Source organism: Micromonospora sp. NPDC048907 (assembly GCF_055586885.1).
This window is the reverse complement of sequence record NZ_JBVJHI010000001.1, coordinates 195,145-213,211: the sequence shown is the minus strand read 5'-3', so window position 1 is coordinate 213,211 and position 18,067 is coordinate 195,145. Positions and strand designations below refer to the sequence as shown.

Genomic DNA, 18,067 nt, shown 5'->3' with positions numbered 1-18,067 from the left:
GGGCTCCCGCTGTCCGGAAGCGGGCGAAGATGAAAGCTGCACAGCCGGGCATGAGCCGGTATGGTCCGGGCCTATGGGACAGGGGATGGCCGATCCGGATGAGGTCCGCCAGGAATTCGACCGATTCTCCCTCCGCAGCACACTGTTCGTCCCCGCCTCCGCCGACCGGGCGTACGCCGTGTTCACCGGGTCGCTGACCGACTGGTGGGTGCGCGAATACACCTGGTCGGGGCCCGAGGCGCTGGCCGAGCTGGGCATCGAACCGCGGGCCGGCGGCATGCTCTACGAGATCGGCCCGTACGGTTTCCGGGGCGACTGGGGCCGGGTGCTGACCTGGGATCCGCCCCGTCGGCTGGTCTTCACCTGGCAGCTCGGGCCGGACCGGGTGCCGGTGCCGGATCCGGCGCGGGCCAGCGAGGTCGAGGTCCTTTTCCAGCCCGAGGCGCCGGAGCTGACCCGGGTCGACGTCGAGCACCGCTACTTCGACCGCCACGGTGAGGCCGCCGAGGGCTACCGCAAGGCGCTCACCGCCGGCTGGCACGAACTCCTCTGCCGCTACCTGGCGACGGTCGCCCGCACCACCGACTGACCCCCGGCGTCAGCGGTCGATGCCCCGCGCCGGCGACCGGACGCCGGTCACGCCGGTGCCGCCGAGGTCGGCCCGGCGACCCGCGGCCGCGCCCGGACCGAACCCGCTGCCGGCCAGCCGACGGCGCGGGGCGGTACGCAGCCGCGGATACACCTCGGCCACCCGGCGCTGCACCCGGTCGGAGCGGTCGGCGAGCACCAGCGCCACGGAGGGCGCCCCGGACCCGGCGACCGCGCCGGCCTCGGCCGTCCGCAGCCGCTCGGCGACCGCCTGCGCGAAGCCGGCCAGCCAGGTACGCCGGAAGGCGGCCGGATGCTCCCCGGCCGGTACGGCGGTGCCGGCCAGCCCGTGCGCGGCCTGCACGAGCAGCGAGGTGAAGAGCAGCTCGACCCGTTCCAGGTCGCTGGCGAAGCCGAACAGGTGCAGGTCGAAGCCGCTGCCCTGCCGGCGGCGTACGCAGCGGCAGCGCAGCGGGTCGGCGACCGCCGCGAGCAGGCCGGCCTTGTCCCGGGCGTACGGGGCGACCACCTCGACCACCCGGTCGCCCACCGGGTCGGTGCCCGGCTCGCGGGCGGCGAGCAGCGCCCGGTCCACGCCGTAGCGGGCGATCAGCTCGGTGGCCTTGGCCATGAAGGCGGCCGACTCGGCGGGCGTGCAGGCCGCGTCCTCGGCCTGGGCGAGCAGCTTGCGGACCTTGCTGAGCATCGCCTCGGACATGCACCAGAGCTATCACAGGCGGGGGCCGGGACGGTCGGTCAGCCCGCCCGGCTGCGCAGCGTCGCGACCGTCGACCCGGCGAGGGTGAGCAGGCAGTCGGGCAGCAGCCCGTCGGCCGCCGCGGCGCCGAACAGCGCCTCGCCGGTGTCGGCGTCGTGGTTGGCGTACGCGCTGACGAAGCGGGCCACCCACCGGGTGTCGTAGTCGGCCTGGTCGATCCCGGGGAAGTCGAGCGCGGCGCCGCCCGCGGGGGCCTCGTCGCCGACCATGGTGGCGGCCAGGCACCAGGCCACCCCGTACGCCCCGGCCAGCCCGGAGCGGTCCACGACGGCGTCGAAGGTGCCCACCACGCCGTCGCCGTCACCGGCCAGCGCCGAGCGGAGCACGGCGGTCGCATCGTCCAGCGTCTGCTGTGCTTCGTCGGTCACCTGCGGAACAGTAGTTCGGAGGGTCAAGCGGTGACCCCGGAACGGCCCCTCCCTCACGCAGAGTGATACCGGCAGTCGGGGTGCCGACGGACCGACCTCCACGGTCCCGCTCTCCGCGCCGGCACGCTAATGTGCGCAGCGGACCTTCGCCGGAGGAAGGACGACCATGCTCAGATCTCGCGCGTCGCGTACGGCCCTGTCCACGGCCTGCGCGGCGCTCCTGCTCGCCACCAGCGCCTGCGGGAGCGACAAGCCCGAAGAGGCCGCCACCACCCAGGTGCGCCTCTACGGCACCGACGGCAACATGCAGAACTCGTACGTCGACGCCCTGAAGGACCGCGCGGACCTTCTCAACGGCATGAAGGGCACCACCCCGCTCACGCCGCTGCCCGAGAGCTTCAAGGAACGGCTACGCACCGTAGATCCGAAGCTGAAGGACTACCTCTACTCGGCGGAGACCTACGACGCGATCGTGATCAGCGTGCTGGCCGCCCAGCTCGCCGGCACGACCCAGCCGACCGCGATCGCCCAGCAGATCGTCGGCGCGACCACCGGCGGCCAGCGCTGCGACGAGGTCGCCACCTGCCTCCAGCTGGCCCGGGCGGGCCAGGACATCGAGTACCGCGGGGTGTCGCTGACCCGCGCCGGGTTCACCGACGTCGGTGAGCCGGCCGCCGCCAGCTACGCGACGCTGCACTTCGGTGACCACCAGCTGGACGACGGCAAGACCGAGTTCGTCGGCGCCGGTGACGAGTCGGGGGCGAGCACCAAGACGCCGCCGCGGGGCAAGAAGTCGCGTCCGGGCAAGTCCTACAAGGAGGACGGCTCCCCGCTGGTGCTCGGCGGGCTGCTGCCGAAGACCGGTGACCTGGCCCTGGCGTACCCGCCGATGGCGGCCGGCGCGGCGCTGGCGATCCGCGAGATCAACGCGGCGGGCGGCGCACTCGGCGAGCCGGTGGTGTGGATCGACGGCGACGACGGCACCGACCCGAAGATCGCGAAGGCGACGGTGGCCTCGCACGTCCAGCAGGGCGCGCACGTCATCATCGGCGCCGGCGCCTCGGGCATCTCCCGGGCGGTGCTGCCCGACGTGGTGGCCGCCGGCCGGATTCTTTTCTCCCCGTCGAACACCGACGCGGGGCTGAGCACCGTGGACGACAAGGGCCTCTACTTCCGCACCGCCCCGCCGGACGGCCTCCAGGGCCGGGCGCTGGCCGACGTGATAATGCGCGACGGACCGCACAAGATCGTGATCGTCGCGCGGAAGGACTCCTACGGCGAGGGCCTCCAGGAGAACGTCCGCTCCGAGCTGGAGCGGGCGGGCATGGGCGCCGACAAGGTGAAGCTGCTCTCCTACGTGCCCCCGGAGGGCGCGTCGCCGCCGCCGGTGGACTTCTCCGCCGGCGCCAAGGAGATCAAGGACTACGGGGCGGACGCCGTGCTGGTGATCGGCTTCGGTGAGTCCGCGCGGGTGATCACCGCGCTGGCCGACGCCGGGGTGCAGATCCGGCAGTGAGACGACGACGAGGGCCGCACCGGGCGAACCGGTGCGGCCCTCGTCGTGTCCGCGGTCAGCGGGAGCGGCGCCGCTCCAGGAACTCGGTCATCCGCCGGTGCTTCTCCTCGTCCTCGAAGAGCACCGCCTGGCTGAGCAGGTCGAGCTGCGGGTGGGCGGCCGCCGGGGCGTCCACCGCCAGCTTGGTCAGCCGCAGCGCCAGCGCCGAACCCTTGGCCATCTCGTCGAGCAGGCCGTGCGCGGTGGGCAGCAGCTCCGCCGGCTCGGCCACCACCCGGTTGACCAGCCCGATCCGCAGCGCCTCGTCGGCGTCCACCCGCCGGCCGGTGAAGAGCAGCTCCTTGGCGCGGGCCTCGCCGACCAGGGCGGGCAGCCGGTAGGTCGCGCCGGCGCCGGCCAGGATGCCCAACCGCACCTCGGGCTGGCCGAACACCGCGCGCGCCGTGCACACCCGCAGATCGCAGGCGTACGCCAATTCGGCGCCGCCGCCCAGCGCCGGGCCGTCGACGGCGGCCACGGTGGGCATCGGCAGCGCCCGGATCCGGGCGAAGGCGCCCTGGTTGATGGCCGCCAGCGCGTCCAGCCGGCCGCGTTCGCGGAGCTGGGCGATGTCCGCCCCGCCGGCGAAGATGCCCTCCGTGCCACCGGTGAGCAGCAGCAACCGGGGCCGTGCCTCCAGCTCGGCGCAGACGGCGTGCAGCTCGCCGATCAGGTCCGCGTCGATCGCGTTGCGCTTCTCCGGCCGGTCCAGGGTGACGACCAGCCGGTCCGGCAGTTCCTCGATCCGCAGCCCGCTCACCGTGCCCGCCTTCCGTTCGCGACCGCGCGGCTCGCGGGCTCACTCCTCGCGCTCACTGTGCCCGCCTTCCGTTCGCGACTGCGGGGCTCGCAAGCTCACTCCTCGCGCTCACTGCTTCACCCCGTTCTGCCAGGTGTAGAAGCCCTGGCCCGACTTCTTGCCCAGCCGGCCGGCGGCGACCATCTCCTCGAGCAGCGGCGGCGGCGCGAACCGGTCCCCGTACGCAGCCTGGAGGGTGCGGGTGATGTCGAGCCGGACGTCCAGGCCGACCAGGTCGGTCAGCTCCAGCGGGCCGACCGGGTGCCGGTAGCCGAGAACCATGGCCTTGTCGATGTCGGCGGCGCTGGCCACCCCGTCGGCGACCATCCGGATCGCCTCCAGGCCGAGGGTCACGCCGAGCCGCGAGGTGGCGAAGCCGGGCAGGTCGCGTACCACGACGGGGTCCTTGCCCAGCCGGCCGGCGAGCGCGACGGCCGCCTCGGTGGTCTCCGGGGCGGTGGCCGGGCCGACCACGACCTCGAGCAGCGCCATCGCCCAGACCGGGTTGAAGAAGTGCAGGCCGACGAAATCGGCTGGCCGCTCCAGCCCCTCGGCCAGCTCGGCGATGGGGATGCTGGACGTGTTGCTGCCGAGCAGGGCGGGCCGGCGGCCCTCGGCGTCGGCGAGCACCGCCCGCTTGAGGTCGAGCCGCTCGGGGACCGCCTCCACGATCACGTCGGGGCCCTCGGCCACCTCGGCGAGGCCGGCCCGCAGGGTGACCCGCTCGCGGTTCGCCGTCGCCGCCTCGGCGGTCAGCTTGCCGCGCTGCACACCGCGCTCCCACAGCTCGCCGAGCCGCCGCACCGCCTCGGCGCCGCGCGCCGGGTCCACCTCGACCAGCTCGACCGCGTACCCGGCGCCGGCCGCCACGTACGCGATGCCGAGGCCCATGGTGCCGGCCCCGACGACCACAAAACGACCACTCATCGATGTCCCTCCGCCGCGGCCTCCGTGACGGGCGGGGTCTCCGCCGCGCCGGGTGGGCCCGCTCGCTCGATCCTGGGTGCGACCCTATGCAGGGCCGGCCCGCGGGCATGAGTGGGGGCGCGTCGGATCGGGTACAGACGGCCGTCAACGCCGAAGGAAGGATCGACATGAGCCAGGCACCGGAGAGCGCCGACAGCACCGAGACCGTGGAGACCCGCGGCGACGAGCGGGTGGACCTGCTCCGCGCGGACACCAACAACGACGGGAAGACCGACGTCTGGGTGGTGGACACCGACGGCGACGGGAAGGCCGACCTGTTCCAGTTCGACACCGACGGCGACGGCAAGGTGGACATCACCATGGTCGACATCGACGAGGACGGCACGCCGGACGAGGTGGTCGACGGCGACGGCGGCCTCCCCCCGGAGCAGACCACGCCCACCGTGCAGGTCTGACGCGGTATGCCGGCGGGCGCCCCCGGGTGCCCGCCGGCGTCAGGCCAGCCGCAGCGTGGCCAGGTAGTACGGGTGGTCCCGGTCGTCCACGTCGACGAGGCGCCACGGCGAGCCCTGGACCAGCTCGGCGAACTCCTCGACCGAGCACACCAGATAGTCGAACCACCCGGTGCCGAGCAGCCGGTACCGCAGCCGCAGCCGGAGCTGCCCGCCCAGCCGTCCCCGCCGCCGGTTCCGCTCGTGGTAGCCGGTGTGCACCGGATCGGTGGTGCCGTACGGGTCGGTGCCGTGCGCGATGACCTGGGCGCCGGGGCGGGCCAGTGCGGCGAGCGCGGCCAGCAGCGCCGGGGCCCGCTCCCGCCCCTCGAACAGCCCCAGGTTGTTGCCGAGCAGCAGGAAGGTGTCGTAGCGCCGGCCGTCGGCGACGTGCTCGTCCACGGTGCCGAGCACCAGGTCGCGTACGCCCCGGTGCCGGCTGACCCGCAGCGCACCGACCGAGGTGTCCAGGCCGGTGACCGGCACGCCGCGCTCCTGGAGGTGCAGCGCGATGCGGCCGCCCCCCACGCCGATGTCCAGCACCTGCCCGTGCACCCGGTCGACGGCCCGGTGGTCGTACGGCTGCCACCGCTCCGGCGGGTCCAGGTAGTGCTCCGTGGGCGCGCCGTTGACCAGCCCGTCGTCGCGCTCGATGATCTCGATGACCGGCCGGGGCAGCCGCCCGCCGACAAGCGGCCGGGGCCCGATCCCGGTGCTGACCGCGTACGCGTCGCGGATCATCTCGCCGAACACGTCGCCGATCGTGGGTTCCCCGCTCACGGCGCCACCTCTGTTCGCGACTGCGGGGCTCGCAGACCCGGCTCACTCCTCGCGCTCACGGCGTTGACGCTATCCGGGCTCAGCCGGTGCGTCACGGCCGTATCCTGAGCGGCGTGACAGACCTGGACCGCCTGGCGGCGGAGAAGTACGTGCTGCTCACGACCTTCCGTAAGGACGGGCGGGCGGTGCCGACTCCGGTGTGGGCGGTGCGGGACGGCGATGCGCTGGCGGTGTGGACCGTGTCGGACTCCGGCAAGGTGAAGCGGATCCGGCGCGACGGCCGGGTCACGGTGGCACCGTGCGACGTGCGCGGCCGGCCGCACGGCGAGGCGGTGCCGGGGCACGCGACGGTCAGCGGCCCGGAGTCGACCCGGCGGATCCGGGGGCTGCTCAAGCAGAAGTACCGGCTGATCGGCCGGTTGAGCCTGCTGGGCAGCCGGCTGCGGCGGGGTGAGAGCGGCACGGTGGGCCTGCGCATCGTGCTCGACTGAGCCGCCCCCGGAAACGACTGAGGGCGGCGGATCGTCGCTGTCGCGACGTCCCACCGCCCCTGATCGGAACGCCTGAGAATCGTCCGGGTCGTCAGTCCCCCTGGCGCTGCTGGGGAATCTGTCCCTGCAGCAGGGCCCGGACCTCCGACTCGCGGTAACGGCGGTGGCCGCCCAGGGTCCGGATGGCGCTGAGCTTGCCAGCCTTGGCCCACCGGGTCACCGTCTTCGGGTCGACACGGAACATCGACGCCACCTCGGCCGGTGTGAGTAGCGGCTCTGGTTCGTGCGTTCGCGATGCCATCGGGTCACTCCTCCACATGTATAGACATCGGCCGGGGTCCCGCCGGCCGACGCGCCTCCCATGGTCCGGCTAGTCCCCGATGTCCGACATGGGCCGAACGGCTGAAGGTCCCTAGACGGACGGATGAACCATGCCCGATTTTTACGACTTTTATGCCGCAGAAACTACCTTAATGGGACTCATGATCACGGTTCGTGATGCGTCAACTACGAGACACTCTCGCATCGAAAGGCCTCAACCCGGGCAAACCCGGCCCTAGTTGCAACGCTCCAGCAGCTGCACCGCGCGCCACCGGGCGACCAGCTTGTCGTACGCCGCGGAGGCCTCCTCCGCCTCGCCCCGGGAGAGCCCGGCCAACCCCGTGGCGACCAGCTCGGTCGAGTCGTCGGCGGCGAGCGTCTCGTCGGGCAGCAACTGCACCAGGCCGCCGTAGTCGAGCTCCACGACCGAGCGCGGGTGGAACTCCTCCAGCCAGCGGGCGGCTTCCTCGACCGCCTCGGTGATCGGGGCCTCGCCGACCGACTTGCGGAGCACCGACAGCGCCCGGGACGACCTGCGGCGCGCCTTGGAGATCTCCGTCCGGTAGCGCAGCGCCCGCCGCTGCGGCTCGGTGACCAGGTGCCGCTCCTGCGCCTCGAAGAGCACGAACCAGCGCAGCGGCACCCCCCAGGTGGCGATCTGCTCGTGCACCCGGGGCACCCCGTGCTCCAGCACCCGCGCCCCGCTGCGCCAGTCCTCCACCACCGCCTTCGCCTGGCCGGCCAGGACCGGCGGGACGAACGCGTCGGCCAGCACCGAGGGCACGCCGTCGCGGGCGCTCAGCGCCGCCTCGGCGACCCGGATCCGCAGGTTCCAGGGACAGACCAGCAGCGTGTCGTCGGTCTCCAGCACGTACGCCTCGTCGGGCAGGTCGGGCAGCCGGGTCCAGCCCGCGCCCAGCGCCTCGATCACCGCCGTCCGCTGCCGGACCGGCCCCTCCAGCGGGGCGATCGCCCGACCCTCGTTCACGTAGCGCCGCCAGAACGACTGGCGGTCCCGATCGAAGGCGGTCAGCGGCTCGTACACGCGCAGGTATGAAGCGAAGAGCGACGGCACGGCGCGATCCTCCCACGAGACGGGACTTCCCCGCCGCCGCCGTCACGAGGCGTCGTGACGTGCGCGACAGTACGGCTGGGGCCGATATTAGGCTCAGCAGCACCGGCACCATCCCGCCGGCGTGCCAGCAGGGTCCGCGCCCCACAAGGGCGCACACCGACACAGGAGTCAGCCATGGGCGTATTCGCCAGCACCGACGACCCGGGATCGACAGGTCACGAACAGGTCGTGTTCTGCCAGGACAAGCAGTCCGGGCTGAAGGCGATCATCGGGATCTACTCCACCGCGCTGGGCCCCGCGCTCGGCGGCACCCGGTTCTACCCGTACGCCAGCGAGGCGGACGCCCTCGCCGACGTGCTCGACCTCTCCCGCGGCATGGCGTACAAGAACGCCCTGGCCGGCCTCGACCTGGGCGGCGGCAAGGCGGTCATCTGGGGTGACCCCGAGCAGATCAAGAGCGAGGCGCTGCTGCGGGCCTACGGCCGGTTCGTGGAGTCCCTGGCCGGCCGCTACTACACCGCCTGCGACGTCGGCACCTACGTCGCGGACATGGACGTGATCGCCCGGGAGACCAGCTACGTCACCGGCCGCAGCGTGGAGCACGGCGGCGCCGGCGACTCCTCGGTCCTGACCGCCTGGGGCGTCTTCCAGGGCATGCGGGCCGCCGCCGAGCACGTCTGGGGCAGCCCGACGCTGGCCGGCAAGCGGGTCGGCGTGGCCGGCCTGGGCAAGGTCGGCAAGTACCTGACCGGTCACCTCCTGGAGGACGGGGCCGAGGTGGTGGCGACCGACGTCAACCCGAAGGCCCTGGAGTGGGTGCGCACCACCCACCCGCAGGTCACGCTGGTCGACGACACCGCGGCCCTGGTCGCCTCCGACATCGACGTGTACGCCCCGTGCGCGCTGGGCGGCGCCCTGAACGACGACACGGTGCCGGTGCTGCGCGCGAAGGTGGTCGCCGGGGCGGCCAACAACCAGCTCGCCCACGCGGGCATCGAGAAGGTCCTGGCCGACCGGGGCATCCTCTACGCCCCGGACTACGTGGTGAACGCCGGCGGCGTGATCCAGGTCGCCGACGAGATCGAGGGCTTCAACTTCGACCGCGCCAAGCTGCGGGCCACCCGGATCTTCGACACGACCCGCGAGATCCTGCGACTCGCCGACGACGAGGGCGTCCCGCCGGCGGTGGCCGCGGACCGGCTCGCCGAGCGCCGGATGGCCGAGGTCGGCCGGCTGCGCACGATCCACCTGCGGTGAGCGTCACCCGGGGGCGGGGCTGCCGGCCCCGCCCCCGGAGCGCCGTGCCGGCGGCACCGGCGTTAAGCTGGGCGTTGGGATGATTCGTGCCGATTTGACCGCTGTCACGGCCGTTCCCGCCGTCCACTCCTTACCGGGTACACTTTGTGACGGCCGGCTCACCGCGACGCGCAGGGCCGGTTGACGGTAACCCGAGGTGCCGAACGGTGGCATCCCCATGTACCGTAAGAGCCACGAGAGATGCCTGACGTCATCGGGGCCCGCCTTCGGGCTGCCCCGCATTCTGTGCGAGGGGGTCGAGCCATGGGGCGCGGCCGTGCTAAGGCCAAGCAGACGAAGGTGGCCCGGGAGTTGAAGTACCACTCCCCGAACACCGACCTCACCGCCTTGCAGCGCGAGTTGGCGGGTGCTGGTGGGAAGTCTGAGCAGCACTTCGACGACGACTACAAAGAGTATGTCGACGACGATGATGAGGATCACGCGGACGACGACCCGGACACCTGGGTCCGTCCGACCCGCTGACCTCCGGTCGCATCTGAGCACGCGGTGACTCCCCGCGTGCTCACGCATGTGCCCTTCCAGTGCGGCACACCGGCGATCAGGGGCCACGCCCTCCCGGAGCCATCCGGCTGACCGGCGGGCCCCTGATCGCGTACGCGTACCTCAGCGGGGCCGGTTGTTCCAGTTGTAGAACGTCGGGATGTTCTCGAAGTGGTTCCAGGCGCACACCGCGCTGGCGCCGTCGCCGCCCGACACCTCCGCCCGCAGCAGGCGCGCGGCCTCGGCCTCGTGGAGAAGTGCGGTCAGTCCGTCGGCAGCCTCCCGCACCCGGTCGGCGACCGGGTCGGGCTCGGCTCCTCCGACGCGCTCAGGCTGCCGGTGACTCGTGGTCTCGGGCATGCTCCAACACTCCCTCCAGTAGGCGGATCTTGCTGTTGCGGCAGTGCTCGGTCTCCGTGCCGTCGAAACGGCCCAGCTCGAAGTAGCGGTTGGCCGCGTGGCCACCGCCGCAGAAGCTGAAGTAGGGGCAGGACGACCGGCACGCCTCCACACCGGTGAGGAACTCGCCCACCCAGGGCGTCCGCCCGGCCCCGGCCAGGATCTCGGCCAGCGGGGTGCTCAGCACGTTGCCGCTGCTGAAGTCGCCGTAGTGCGGGTCGGTGAAGCCGGCCAGCTCCGGGGAGAGCACCACCACCGAGCCGTCCTGAGCGACCGTGGGGATCGGGTCGAGCCGGCGGGGCAGCAGGTCGTCCGCCGTGCCGGCCAGGACGGCGCCGGCATAGCGCAGCGACCACTCGATCTCGCGCAGGTGGATCCGGGGATCCCGACGCCAGGCGCCCACCAGCTCCGCCCAGAACCCCGTCACCGCGCCCGCGTCGCGCGCGTTCGTGCGGGTGTTGACACCCTCGGTCTCCTCGATGTTGATCCCCAGCACGTCACAGCCGAGGTCGAGGAAGTAGTCGTAGAGCTCGGTGGCCAGTCCCGGCTCCGGCCGGGAGACCACGGCCAGCGCCGAGAACGGCAGCCCGTGCCGGCGCAGCGCCGCCACCCCGGCCAGGATCCGGTCGTACGCCGGCCGGCCGCCCCGCGTGACCCGCTCGCCGTTGCGGTCCCGGGGGCCGTCCACGCTCACGCTGACCCGGATCCCGTGCTCGGCGAAGAACGCGCACCAGGCGTCGTCGATCAACGTGGCGTTGGTCTGGACGTGGTGCTCCACCTCCGGCCCGAACGGGGCCAGCAGGGCGGCCAGATGCTCCCGGCCGGCCGCGAGCGGCTCCCCGCCGTGCCAGACCACCGAGAAGCGCCCGGCGGCCGCCCAGGGGTTCACCGAGGCCGCCACCGCCTCGGCGACCGCCACGGGCATCCGGCGGTCCACCGCACGCAGCGGCAGGTAGCAGTAGACGCAGTCGAGATTGCAGAGCGTGGTCGGCTGCATCACCACGTACGAGGGGACGGCGGCGATGCCCCGCATTCCGGTGTGCGTACGCGCAGCCATCACCCCTCCCCCGCTGGCCCTGAACTGCCCTTCAGGCTAGGCGGCGGTGGCTACTCGGGTGAACCCCCGATCAGGTGCCCGGATGATCACCGGAGAGTGATCACCCGCGGGTGTGCTGGCCGATCATCTGCACGTTGCCGGAACCCTCGATGATCTCGCCGGCCTGCCAGGCGTCGACGCCGCGGCCGGTCAGGGTGGCCAGCGCGCGGTCGGCGTCCTCGGCGGAGACGATGGCGAACATGCCGACGCCCATGTTGAACGTCGCCTCCATCTCCGGGTCCTCGATCCGGCCCTTGGACTGGATCAGGTCGAAGATCGGCTGCGGCTTCCAGGTGGAGCGGTTGACCACCGCGTCGACGTGCTCGGGCAGGATCCGGACCAGGTTGCCCGGGATGCCGCCGCCGGTGACGTGGGCCAGCGACCGCACCTCGGCCTCGGCGATCAGCTTGAGGCAGTCCTGCGCGTAGATCTTGGTCGGGGTGAGCAGCTCCTCGCCGAGGGTCCGCTGCCGGCCGAAGTCGTCGATCACCACGTCCAGCCGCATCCGGCCGGCCCCCAGCAGCACGTGCCGGACCAGCGAGTAGCCGTTGGAGTGCAGGCCGGAGGAGCGCATCGCGATGACCACGTCGCCCACCTCGACGCGGTCCGGGCTGAGGATGTCGCTCTCCTCCACCACACCGACGCCGGTGGCGGAGATGTCGTACTCGTCGGGACGCAGCACGCCCGGGTGCTCGGCGGTCTCGCCGCCGAGCAGGGCGCAGCCCGCGTAGCGGCAGCCGTCGGCGATGCCCGCGCCGATCTCGGCGACCTTGTCCGGGACGACCTCGCCGGTGGCGATGTAGTCGAGCAGGAACAGCGGCTCGGCGCCGCAGGCCACCAGGTCGTCGACCACCATGGCGACCAGGTCGATGCCGACCGTGTCGTGGATGTCGAGCTGCTGGGCGATCACCAGCTTGGTGCCCACGCCGTCGGTGGAGGAGGCCAGGATGGGGTTCTTGTACTTCTTCGTGTCCAGGCGGAACAGGCCGGCGAAGCCGCCCAGGTCGCCCATGACCTCCGGGCGCCGGGTCTGCCGCACCTTGGACTTCAGCAGCTCGACCGCGCGGTCGCCCGCCTCGATCGACACTCCGGCGTCGGCGTACGAGACCGAGCGTTTGCGCTGCGTACGGCCGGTCCCCGCCGACCAGGGCTGGCGGTCGCCGCCGGCGCCCGTCGGGCTGGATCCTGCGCCGCTGCGCTCGGACACGTGGGTCACGGTTCTCCCCTTTGTGGTTCCCGCGGGCCGACCGGAGGGCCCCCGCGTCGTGGTGCTACGGGCGGTGGGTGGCTGCGCCGCCCGGAGTGGCGGCCGACGGCTTCAGGTCGGGACGCGGCGTCAGACGCGCCGAGCTGAGGTTGTCGTTGAGTGGGACGGTGGGCTCGGACGCCTCGGCGGCGACCCGGCGGCCCACCCCTTCGAGCACGTGCTTGCCGATCAGGTTCCCGGCGGGCAGCTCGATCGGGTATTCCCCGTCGAAGCACGCCCGGCAGAGCCGGGTCTTCGGCTGCTCGGTCGCGGCGATGAGACCGGGAAGCGATACGTATCCCAGCGTGTCGGCCCCGATCGACCGCCGGATGCCCTCGTTGTCCAGCCCGTTGGCCAGCAGCTCGGCCCGGGTGGCGAAGTCGATCCCGTAGAAGCAGGGCCACCTCACCGGTGGGGACGAGATCCGGACGTGGACCTCCAGCGCCCCCGCCTCGCGCAGCATCCGCACGATCGCCCGCTGGGTGTTGCCCCGGACGATCGAGTCGTCCACCACCACCAGGCGCTTGCCGCGCACGTTCTCCCGCAGCGGGTTGAGCTTGAGCCGGATGCCGAGCTGGCGCAGGGTCTGCGACGGCTGGATGAAGGTGCGCCCGACGTACGGGTTCTTCATCAGGCCCTGGCCGTAGGTGATGCCGGACTCCTCGGCGTAGCCGATCGCCGCCGGCGTGCCGGACTCCGGCACCGGGATGACCAGGTCGGCCTCGACCGGGTGCTCCCTGGCGAGCTGGCGGCCGATCTGCACCCGGGCGGAGTGCACGTTCCGACCGGCGATCGTGGCGTCCGGCCGGGCGATGTACACGTACTCGAAGAGGCAGCCCTTGGGCTCCGGCGCGGCGAAGCGGCTGGACCGCAGCCCGTCCTCGTCGATGGCGATCAGCTCGCCGGGCTCCACCTCGCGGACCACGCTCGCGCCGACGATGTCCAGCGCCGCGGTCTCGCTCGCCACCACCCAGCCCCGCTCCAGCCGGCCGAGCACCAGCGGGCGGACGCCGTGCGGATCACGCGCCGCGTAGAGCGTCGACTCGTCCATGAAGACGAAGCTGAACGCGCCGCGCAGCTGGGGCAGCACCTCCAGGGCGGCCGCCTCCACGGAGAGGTCGGGGCGGCTGGCCAGCAGCATGGTGACCAGCGACGTGTCGTTGGTCGAGCCGTCGGAGTCCACGCCCCGTTCGGCCACTTCGCGCTTCAACTCGGCCGTGTTGACCAGGTTGCCGTTGTGGGCCAGCGCGATCGTGGTGCCGGAGGTGGTGGCCCGGATGGTCGGCTGGGCGTTCTCCCAGGTCGACCCGCCGGTGGTCGAGTAGCGCGCGTGCCCGATCGCCAGGTGACCGCGCAGGCTGGCCAGGGTGGGCTCGTCGAAGACCTGGGCGACCAGGCCGAGGTCCTTGTAGACCACCACGCCCGACCCGTCGCTCACCGCGATGCCCGCGGCCTCCTGGCCGCGGTGCTGGAGGGCGTAGAGCCCGAAGTAGGTCAGGTTCGCGACCTCTTCCCCCGGCGCCCAGACGCCGAAGACGCCACACGCGTCCTGGGGGCCGGGTCGCTGGGGGTCAAGGTCGTGGCTCAGCCGGCCATCGCCTCGGGGCACCTGCCGCTCCCTCTTGCTGGGGTCTGGGACTGGCCTGGCGGAGGTCGGGGGCAAGCTCCGCACCGTGGGCCGGGGACCGTCGTCGCCTCACAGTGTACGCGAACAGCGGTCGATACCGACAGTCACGAGCTGCCCGCTGAGCGTGATCGTGAGCCACCCTGTCGACGCAGCTAGAGCGGGAGGTGCTCGGAGAGATCCGCCCGGATGCCCGACACCCGAACGCGACCCTCGGTGACGGCCTCGGCCCACCCGAGGCGGCCGGTGGCCAGCGCCAGCCAGGTAGCCGGGTCCATTTCCACCACATTCGGGGGCGTTCCACGGGTGTGTCGCGGCCCCGCCACGCACTGCACCGCGCCGTAGGGTGGGACCCGCACCTCCACCGATCGGCCGGGGGCGCGCTCCGCAAGGGCGGCCAAAAGGGTACGGACCGCCTCCCGGTACACCGGCCGATCGGGCGTACGCCCCTCATCCAGCGCCGTCAACGTCGCCGCTACCGCGGCGGAATAAGTGTGCGGAGAGGACACGACGGGACGATACGACCCGACCGCAACGCGCTCGACGCTGGCCCTGGGTAGAGATAGCCCGGCCAGACAAGGCATAGTTGCCGACGGCGTATTCGTACCGTGAGTGATCACCCGGCCGGACCGGCCGGCGGGGGAGATCAGACCCGGAAGGCGGTGGACGTGTCAACACACCGACGTGCCTGGAAGCAGCGGGCCGGTGTGGTCGTGGCGCTGGTCTTCGGCACCCTGCTCGCCGTCCCCGCCACATCGGCCTCGGCCGCCAAGATCAGCACCGCCGACAACTCGGTCACGATCGATGCCGGCCGGAGCAGCACCGTCAACGTCGTCGTGCGGCCGGACGCCGGCGAGACGTCCGCGGACATCGACGTGACCGGCCTGCCCGACGGGGTCACCTGCGGTGGATGTGGGCCGATCGACTTCGGCGGCGTCCCGGCCCCGAAGCCGGTGACCCTGACCCTGTCGGCCTCGGCCACCGCGCCCGCGGCCAACGGGACCCAGGCGAGGATCACGGTCACCGGGGACAACCCGCGCACGCTCCGCGTCACGGTCCGGCCCGCCGCGCCGCCGAGCCCCGATCAGCCGCAGACGGTCAAGACCATCTCCGGCAAGGTCGTCGTCGCGGACAACGGCGATCCCGTCGAGAACGCCCTCGTCATGCTCCGGGACAGCAAGGGCAAGCAGCGCCAGACCAACACGGACGGCAGCGGCAACTTCCGCTTCACCGGTTCGACCTCGGACCCGATCGCGCCCGGCCGGATCGACCTGGGCGCCACGAAGGGTGACGCCAACCCCGGCACCAAGTCGATCAACGCGTCGGCCGGCCAGTCGGTGACCGGTGTGCGGATCAGCGTGCCGATCAAGGCGTCGGCCTCGCCGAGCCCCAGCGCCTCCGCCAGCGAAGAGGCCCTGCCGAGCGAGGAAGCCACCGACGAGGCGACCGACGAGCCGGCCAGCGACGCGCCCGCCGCCCAGCAGCCGGCCGCCAACGAGGATTCGGGCGGCTTCGGCTCCTGGCTGCTGATCCTGCTCGGCGGCCTCTTCGTCGCCGTCGGCGTGGGCACCATCGTGCTGCTCTACATGCGGCGCAAGAACGAGGACGGCGACGGTGACGGGGACGGCCCGAACGGGCCGACCGGCCCCGGCGGCCCTGGTGGAGCCGCCGCCGTGCCGGGCGCCCGGGGCGCCTACCGGGGCGCGGACGACCAGACCCGGGTGGTGAACGGCATGGGCGCCGGACCGGCCCCGACCATGGCCGGCGGCCCCTCGCTCAGCGAGGCGCCGACCATGATGCACCGCCCGGTCGTGGACGACGTCCCGCCGGACCCGTACGGCGCGCCTCCCGGCCCCTCGTACGGCGTCGGGGCGGGGCAGCCCGGCTACGGCGGCTACGGCGACGAGCCGGCCGCTCCGGGTGGCTACGGTGCCGCCAACGGCTACGGCAACGCCCCCTCCTCGGGCGGCGGCTACGGCAACACCCCGTCCTCGGGTGGCGGCTACGGCACGGCCCCGTCCTCCGGTGGCGGCTACGGCGCCCCCGAGTACGGCGCCGGCGCCGCCGGCTACCCGCCCGCGCAGGCCGGCGGCTACGGCAACGAGCGCTACGACGAGCCCACCGGCCGCTACACCGGTGACAGCACCCAGTACGCGCCGCCGGCCGACCCGTACCCGACCAGCACCTACCAGCCGGAACAGGGCCGCGGCTACGATCAGCCCGCCCCGGGCCAGTACGGCCGCGGCGCGGAGCAGGGTGGCTATGGCGCCGGTGGCGGCTACGGCGCCCCGGCCGGCGGCTACGACAGCGGTCCCGCGGGCGGCTACGACAACGGCGCGGCGGGAGCCTACGACGGCGGCCCGAACGGTGCCTACGACAGTGGCCAGACCGGTGGCTACGACAACCGCCAGGGCGGCTACGACGGCCGGCAGCAGCCCGGATACGACGCCGGCCAGCCGGGTGGCGCGTACGACGCCGGCCAGCCGGGCGGCTACGACGGCTACGACCAGCGCGGCGGCTACGGCGGCGGCGACGGTTACGGCCAGCCGCCGCAGGGTGGCTACGGCCAGCAGGGCGCCTACGGCCAGGAGCAGCCGCCGCAGCAGCGCGGCGGTGGCTACGACAACCAGGGCTACGACCAGGGCGGCGGCTACTACGCCGACCCGGCCGAGGCCGGTCGGGCCCGACCGGACGCCCCGAAGGACCGCGGCGGTCGCCGCCTGGACTGGCTGGACGACTGACGCCCGGGGCGCGAGCGCCCCACGGCACACGACGACAGTGGCCGCCCGGCCGAGCCGGGCGGCCACTTCGCACGGGCGACGACACCCGCTGCCCCACGATCAGCAGGCCGCTCGGTCATCAGCGCGCCACGGAGCCACTGGGCCACCCGGCCGGCGTTGAGTCGTCGACGTCATCAGCCCGGTAGTCGCGCAGGACAACTCCCGGGCTCGGCCGCCGGGGGATCGACCGGGGACGACTCAGGCGGCGGCGAAGTAGCCCCGGCGGAGCACCGGCACCACGTCGGAGACGCCGACCTCGACGGCGACGGCCACGTCCTCGGCGAAGCCACCCTCGACGAGTTCCCGACCGGAGACGCAGCCCCGCACCGCGGCCGGCACGTCGGGGGTGCTGGCCAGGGCGGCCAGGGCCATGGCGGCCTCCACCGAGAGCCCGCCGGGGACCCCGGAGAGGGCGTCCAGCACGCTGGCCGCCCCGAGCTGGTCCTCCACCCCGGGGCGCAGCGACCCGTCCGGCCAGCGTTCACCGGCGGCCACTACCCCCACGGGGGCGTCGACCGAGCCGTACCCCTGTGCCCGGAGCCAGCGCCCGACGGCGGGCGCGTTGCGCAGGCAGGCGACGACCACCGGCACGCCGGTGGCGCTCGCGGCGGCGCTGATCGCCGAACCGTTGGGCGACGGCAGCACCAGGTCGGCGACGACCGGCGCGGTCCGCAGCGCCGCCGGGGAGAGCGACCACGGGTGTTCCGGGGTCGTCTTCCGGCGGCCCACCGCCGCGACGGCGCCGACCCGCCGGGCGTAGTCGGCGGCCTGCTCGCCCCACGGGAACGGGTGCACCCGCATGCCGCGGCTCACCGCCACCTCCACGGCGGTGGTGAACGAGAGCACGTCCACCACCACCAGGGCGGCGCAGACCCGGCCGAGTTCCGCGGCGCCGCTCAGCCCCCAGTCGAACCGGGCGCCGGCGCCGGGCTGGGCGAAGACGGCCAAGGCC

At 73.2% G+C, this 18,067-nt stretch carries 20 protein-coding genes; 7 read left to right on the top strand and 13 right to left on the bottom strand.

Translation table 11 applies throughout. The annotated features are described in order from the left end of the window. The first annotated feature begins 73 nt into the window (after positions 1-73). Positions 74-589 carry an SRPBCC family protein gene (locus ACZ6PY_RS01090; protein WP_466068119.1) on the top strand — a complete coding sequence of 172 codons (516 nt, stop codon included), beginning with the start codon at positions 74-76 and terminating at the stop codon, positions 587-589. Positions 590-598: 9 nt separating this feature from the next. On the opposite strand, the gene ACZ6PY_RS01085 is transcribed toward ACZ6PY_RS01090, so the two are convergent. Together ACZ6PY_RS01085 and ACZ6PY_RS01080 are read right to left on the bottom strand one after the other, a co-directional pair. Further along, positions 599-1,306, bottom strand: coding sequence for a DUF2786 domain-containing protein (locus tag ACZ6PY_RS01085; protein WP_466068117.1), 708 nt, complete (start codon positions 1,304-1,306; stop codon positions 599-601). Between the two features lie 38 nt (positions 1,307-1,344). Then, positions 1,345-1,734 carry a hypothetical protein gene (locus ACZ6PY_RS01080; protein WP_313723638.1) on the bottom strand — a complete coding sequence of 130 codons (390 nt, stop codon included), beginning with the start codon at positions 1,732-1,734 and terminating at the stop codon, positions 1,345-1,347. 166 nt (positions 1,735-1,900) lie between these two features. Here ACZ6PY_RS01080 and ACZ6PY_RS01075 point away from each other — a divergent pair, with 166 nt between their 5' ends. Continuing rightward, entirely contained in the window at positions 1,901-3,250 is a 1,350-nt protein-coding gene (locus tag ACZ6PY_RS01075; protein ID WP_466068115.1) for an ABC transporter substrate-binding protein, read from the top strand. Between the two features lie 55 nt (positions 3,251-3,305). Here the strand turns inward: ACZ6PY_RS01075 and ACZ6PY_RS01070 are convergent, their stop codons facing one another. Both ACZ6PY_RS01070 and ACZ6PY_RS01065 read right to left on the bottom strand, forming a co-directional pair. Further along, positions 3,306-4,049 (bottom strand): enoyl-CoA hydratase/isomerase family protein, encoded by a 744-nt coding sequence (locus ACZ6PY_RS01070; RefSeq protein WP_466068113.1) that lies wholly within the window; start codon positions 4,047-4,049, stop codon positions 3,306-3,308. 108 nt (positions 4,050-4,157) lie between these two features. After that, complete coding sequence (locus ACZ6PY_RS01065; protein ID WP_466068111.1) at positions 4,158-5,015, bottom strand: 3-hydroxyacyl-CoA dehydrogenase family protein; 858 nt, start codon at positions 5,013-5,015, stop codon at positions 4,158-4,160. A gap of 167 nt (positions 5,016-5,182) precedes the next feature. On the opposite strand from ACZ6PY_RS01065, the gene ACZ6PY_RS01060 reads away from it, so the two are divergent. Beyond that, on the top strand, positions 5,183-5,470 hold the full coding sequence (locus tag ACZ6PY_RS01060) for a hypothetical protein (RefSeq protein ID WP_091041421.1): 288 nt from the start codon (positions 5,183-5,185) through the stop codon (positions 5,468-5,470). Positions 5,471-5,509: 39 nt separating this feature from the next. On the opposite strand, the gene ACZ6PY_RS01055 is transcribed toward ACZ6PY_RS01060, so the two are convergent. Then, on the bottom strand, positions 5,510-6,286 hold the full coding sequence (locus ACZ6PY_RS01055) for a class I SAM-dependent methyltransferase (protein ID WP_466068109.1): 777 nt from the start codon (positions 6,284-6,286) through the stop codon (positions 5,510-5,512). Positions 6,287-6,399: 113 nt separating this feature from the next. Between ACZ6PY_RS01055 and ACZ6PY_RS01050 the strand changes: the two genes are divergently transcribed. Then, positions 6,400-6,777 carry a PPOX class F420-dependent oxidoreductase gene (locus tag ACZ6PY_RS01050; RefSeq protein ID WP_466068108.1) on the top strand — a complete coding sequence of 126 codons (378 nt, stop codon included), beginning with the start codon at positions 6,400-6,402 and terminating at the stop codon, positions 6,775-6,777. Between the two features lie 91 nt (positions 6,778-6,868). On the opposite strand, the gene ACZ6PY_RS01045 is transcribed toward ACZ6PY_RS01050, so the two are convergent. Then, positions 6,869-7,078: a BldC family transcriptional regulator gene (locus ACZ6PY_RS01045; RefSeq protein WP_007073996.1), complete on the bottom strand. Its 210-nt coding sequence runs from the start codon at positions 7,076-7,078 to the stop codon at positions 6,869-6,871. 255 nt (positions 7,079-7,333) lie between these two features. Further along, positions 7,334-8,173 carry a DUF8083 family protein gene (locus ACZ6PY_RS01040; protein WP_466068106.1) on the bottom strand — a complete coding sequence of 280 codons (840 nt, stop codon included), beginning with the start codon at positions 8,171-8,173 and terminating at the stop codon, positions 7,334-7,336. Between the two features lie 174 nt (positions 8,174-8,347). Between ACZ6PY_RS01040 and ACZ6PY_RS01035 the strand changes: the two genes are divergently transcribed. Both ACZ6PY_RS01035 and ACZ6PY_RS01030 read left to right on the top strand, forming a co-directional pair. Beyond that, the gene (locus tag ACZ6PY_RS01035) at positions 8,348-9,430 is read left to right on the top strand and encodes a Glu/Leu/Phe/Val family dehydrogenase (protein WP_262283484.1); all 1,083 of its coding nucleotides are present in this window, start codon (positions 8,348-8,350) and stop codon (positions 9,428-9,430) included. A gap of 303 nt (positions 9,431-9,733) precedes the next feature. Next, complete coding sequence (locus ACZ6PY_RS01030; protein WP_091315761.1) at positions 9,734-9,952, top strand: DUF3073 domain-containing protein; 219 nt, start codon at positions 9,734-9,736, stop codon at positions 9,950-9,952. A 141-nt stretch (positions 9,953-10,093) separates the two neighbouring features. Here the strand turns inward: ACZ6PY_RS01030 and amcA are convergent, their stop codons facing one another. From amcA to ACZ6PY_RS01005, 5 genes are all read right to left on the bottom strand, one after another. Further along, positions 10,094-10,330: a multiple cyclophane-containing RiPP AmcA gene (gene amcA, locus ACZ6PY_RS01025; protein WP_466068104.1), complete on the bottom strand. Its 237-nt coding sequence runs from the start codon at positions 10,328-10,330 to the stop codon at positions 10,094-10,096. Further along, on the bottom strand, positions 10,299-11,402 hold the full coding sequence (amcB, locus tag ACZ6PY_RS01020) for a cyclophane-forming radical SAM peptide maturase AmcB (protein WP_466069356.1): 1,104 nt from the start codon (positions 11,400-11,402) through the stop codon (positions 10,299-10,301). Before amcB ends, amcA begins: the two co-directional genes overlap by 32 nt. Positions 11,403-11,526: 124 nt before the next feature. Beyond that, a complete protein-coding gene (purM, locus tag ACZ6PY_RS01015) occupies positions 11,527-12,681 on the bottom strand; it encodes a phosphoribosylformylglycinamidine cyclo-ligase (protein WP_262283485.1) in 1,155 nt (384 codons plus the stop codon). A 55-nt stretch (positions 12,682-12,736) separates the two neighbouring features. Then, the gene (gene purF, locus ACZ6PY_RS01010; protein ID WP_466068103.1) at positions 12,737-14,320 is read right to left on the bottom strand and encodes an amidophosphoribosyltransferase; all 1,584 of its coding nucleotides are present in this window, start codon (positions 14,318-14,320) and stop codon (positions 12,737-12,739) included. Between the two features lie 170 nt (positions 14,321-14,490). Next, positions 14,491-14,844, bottom strand: coding sequence for a sterol carrier family protein (locus tag ACZ6PY_RS01005; RefSeq protein ID WP_262283487.1), 354 nt, complete (start codon positions 14,842-14,844; stop codon positions 14,491-14,493). A 159-nt stretch (positions 14,845-15,003) separates the two neighbouring features. Here ACZ6PY_RS01005 and ACZ6PY_RS01000 point away from each other — a divergent pair, with 159 nt between their 5' ends. Next, the gene (locus tag ACZ6PY_RS01000) at positions 15,004-17,076 is read left to right on the top strand and encodes a carboxypeptidase regulatory-like domain-containing protein (RefSeq protein WP_466068101.1); all 2,073 of its coding nucleotides are present in this window, start codon (positions 15,004-15,006) and stop codon (positions 17,074-17,076) included. A 237-nt stretch (positions 17,077-17,313) separates the two neighbouring features. Here the strand turns inward: ACZ6PY_RS01000 and ACZ6PY_RS00995 are convergent, their stop codons facing one another. Next, positions 17,314-18,063, bottom strand: coding sequence for a 2-phosphosulfolactate phosphatase (locus ACZ6PY_RS00995; protein ID WP_466069355.1), 750 nt, complete (start codon positions 18,061-18,063; stop codon positions 17,314-17,316). Positions 18,064-18,067: the final 4 nt, after the last annotated feature.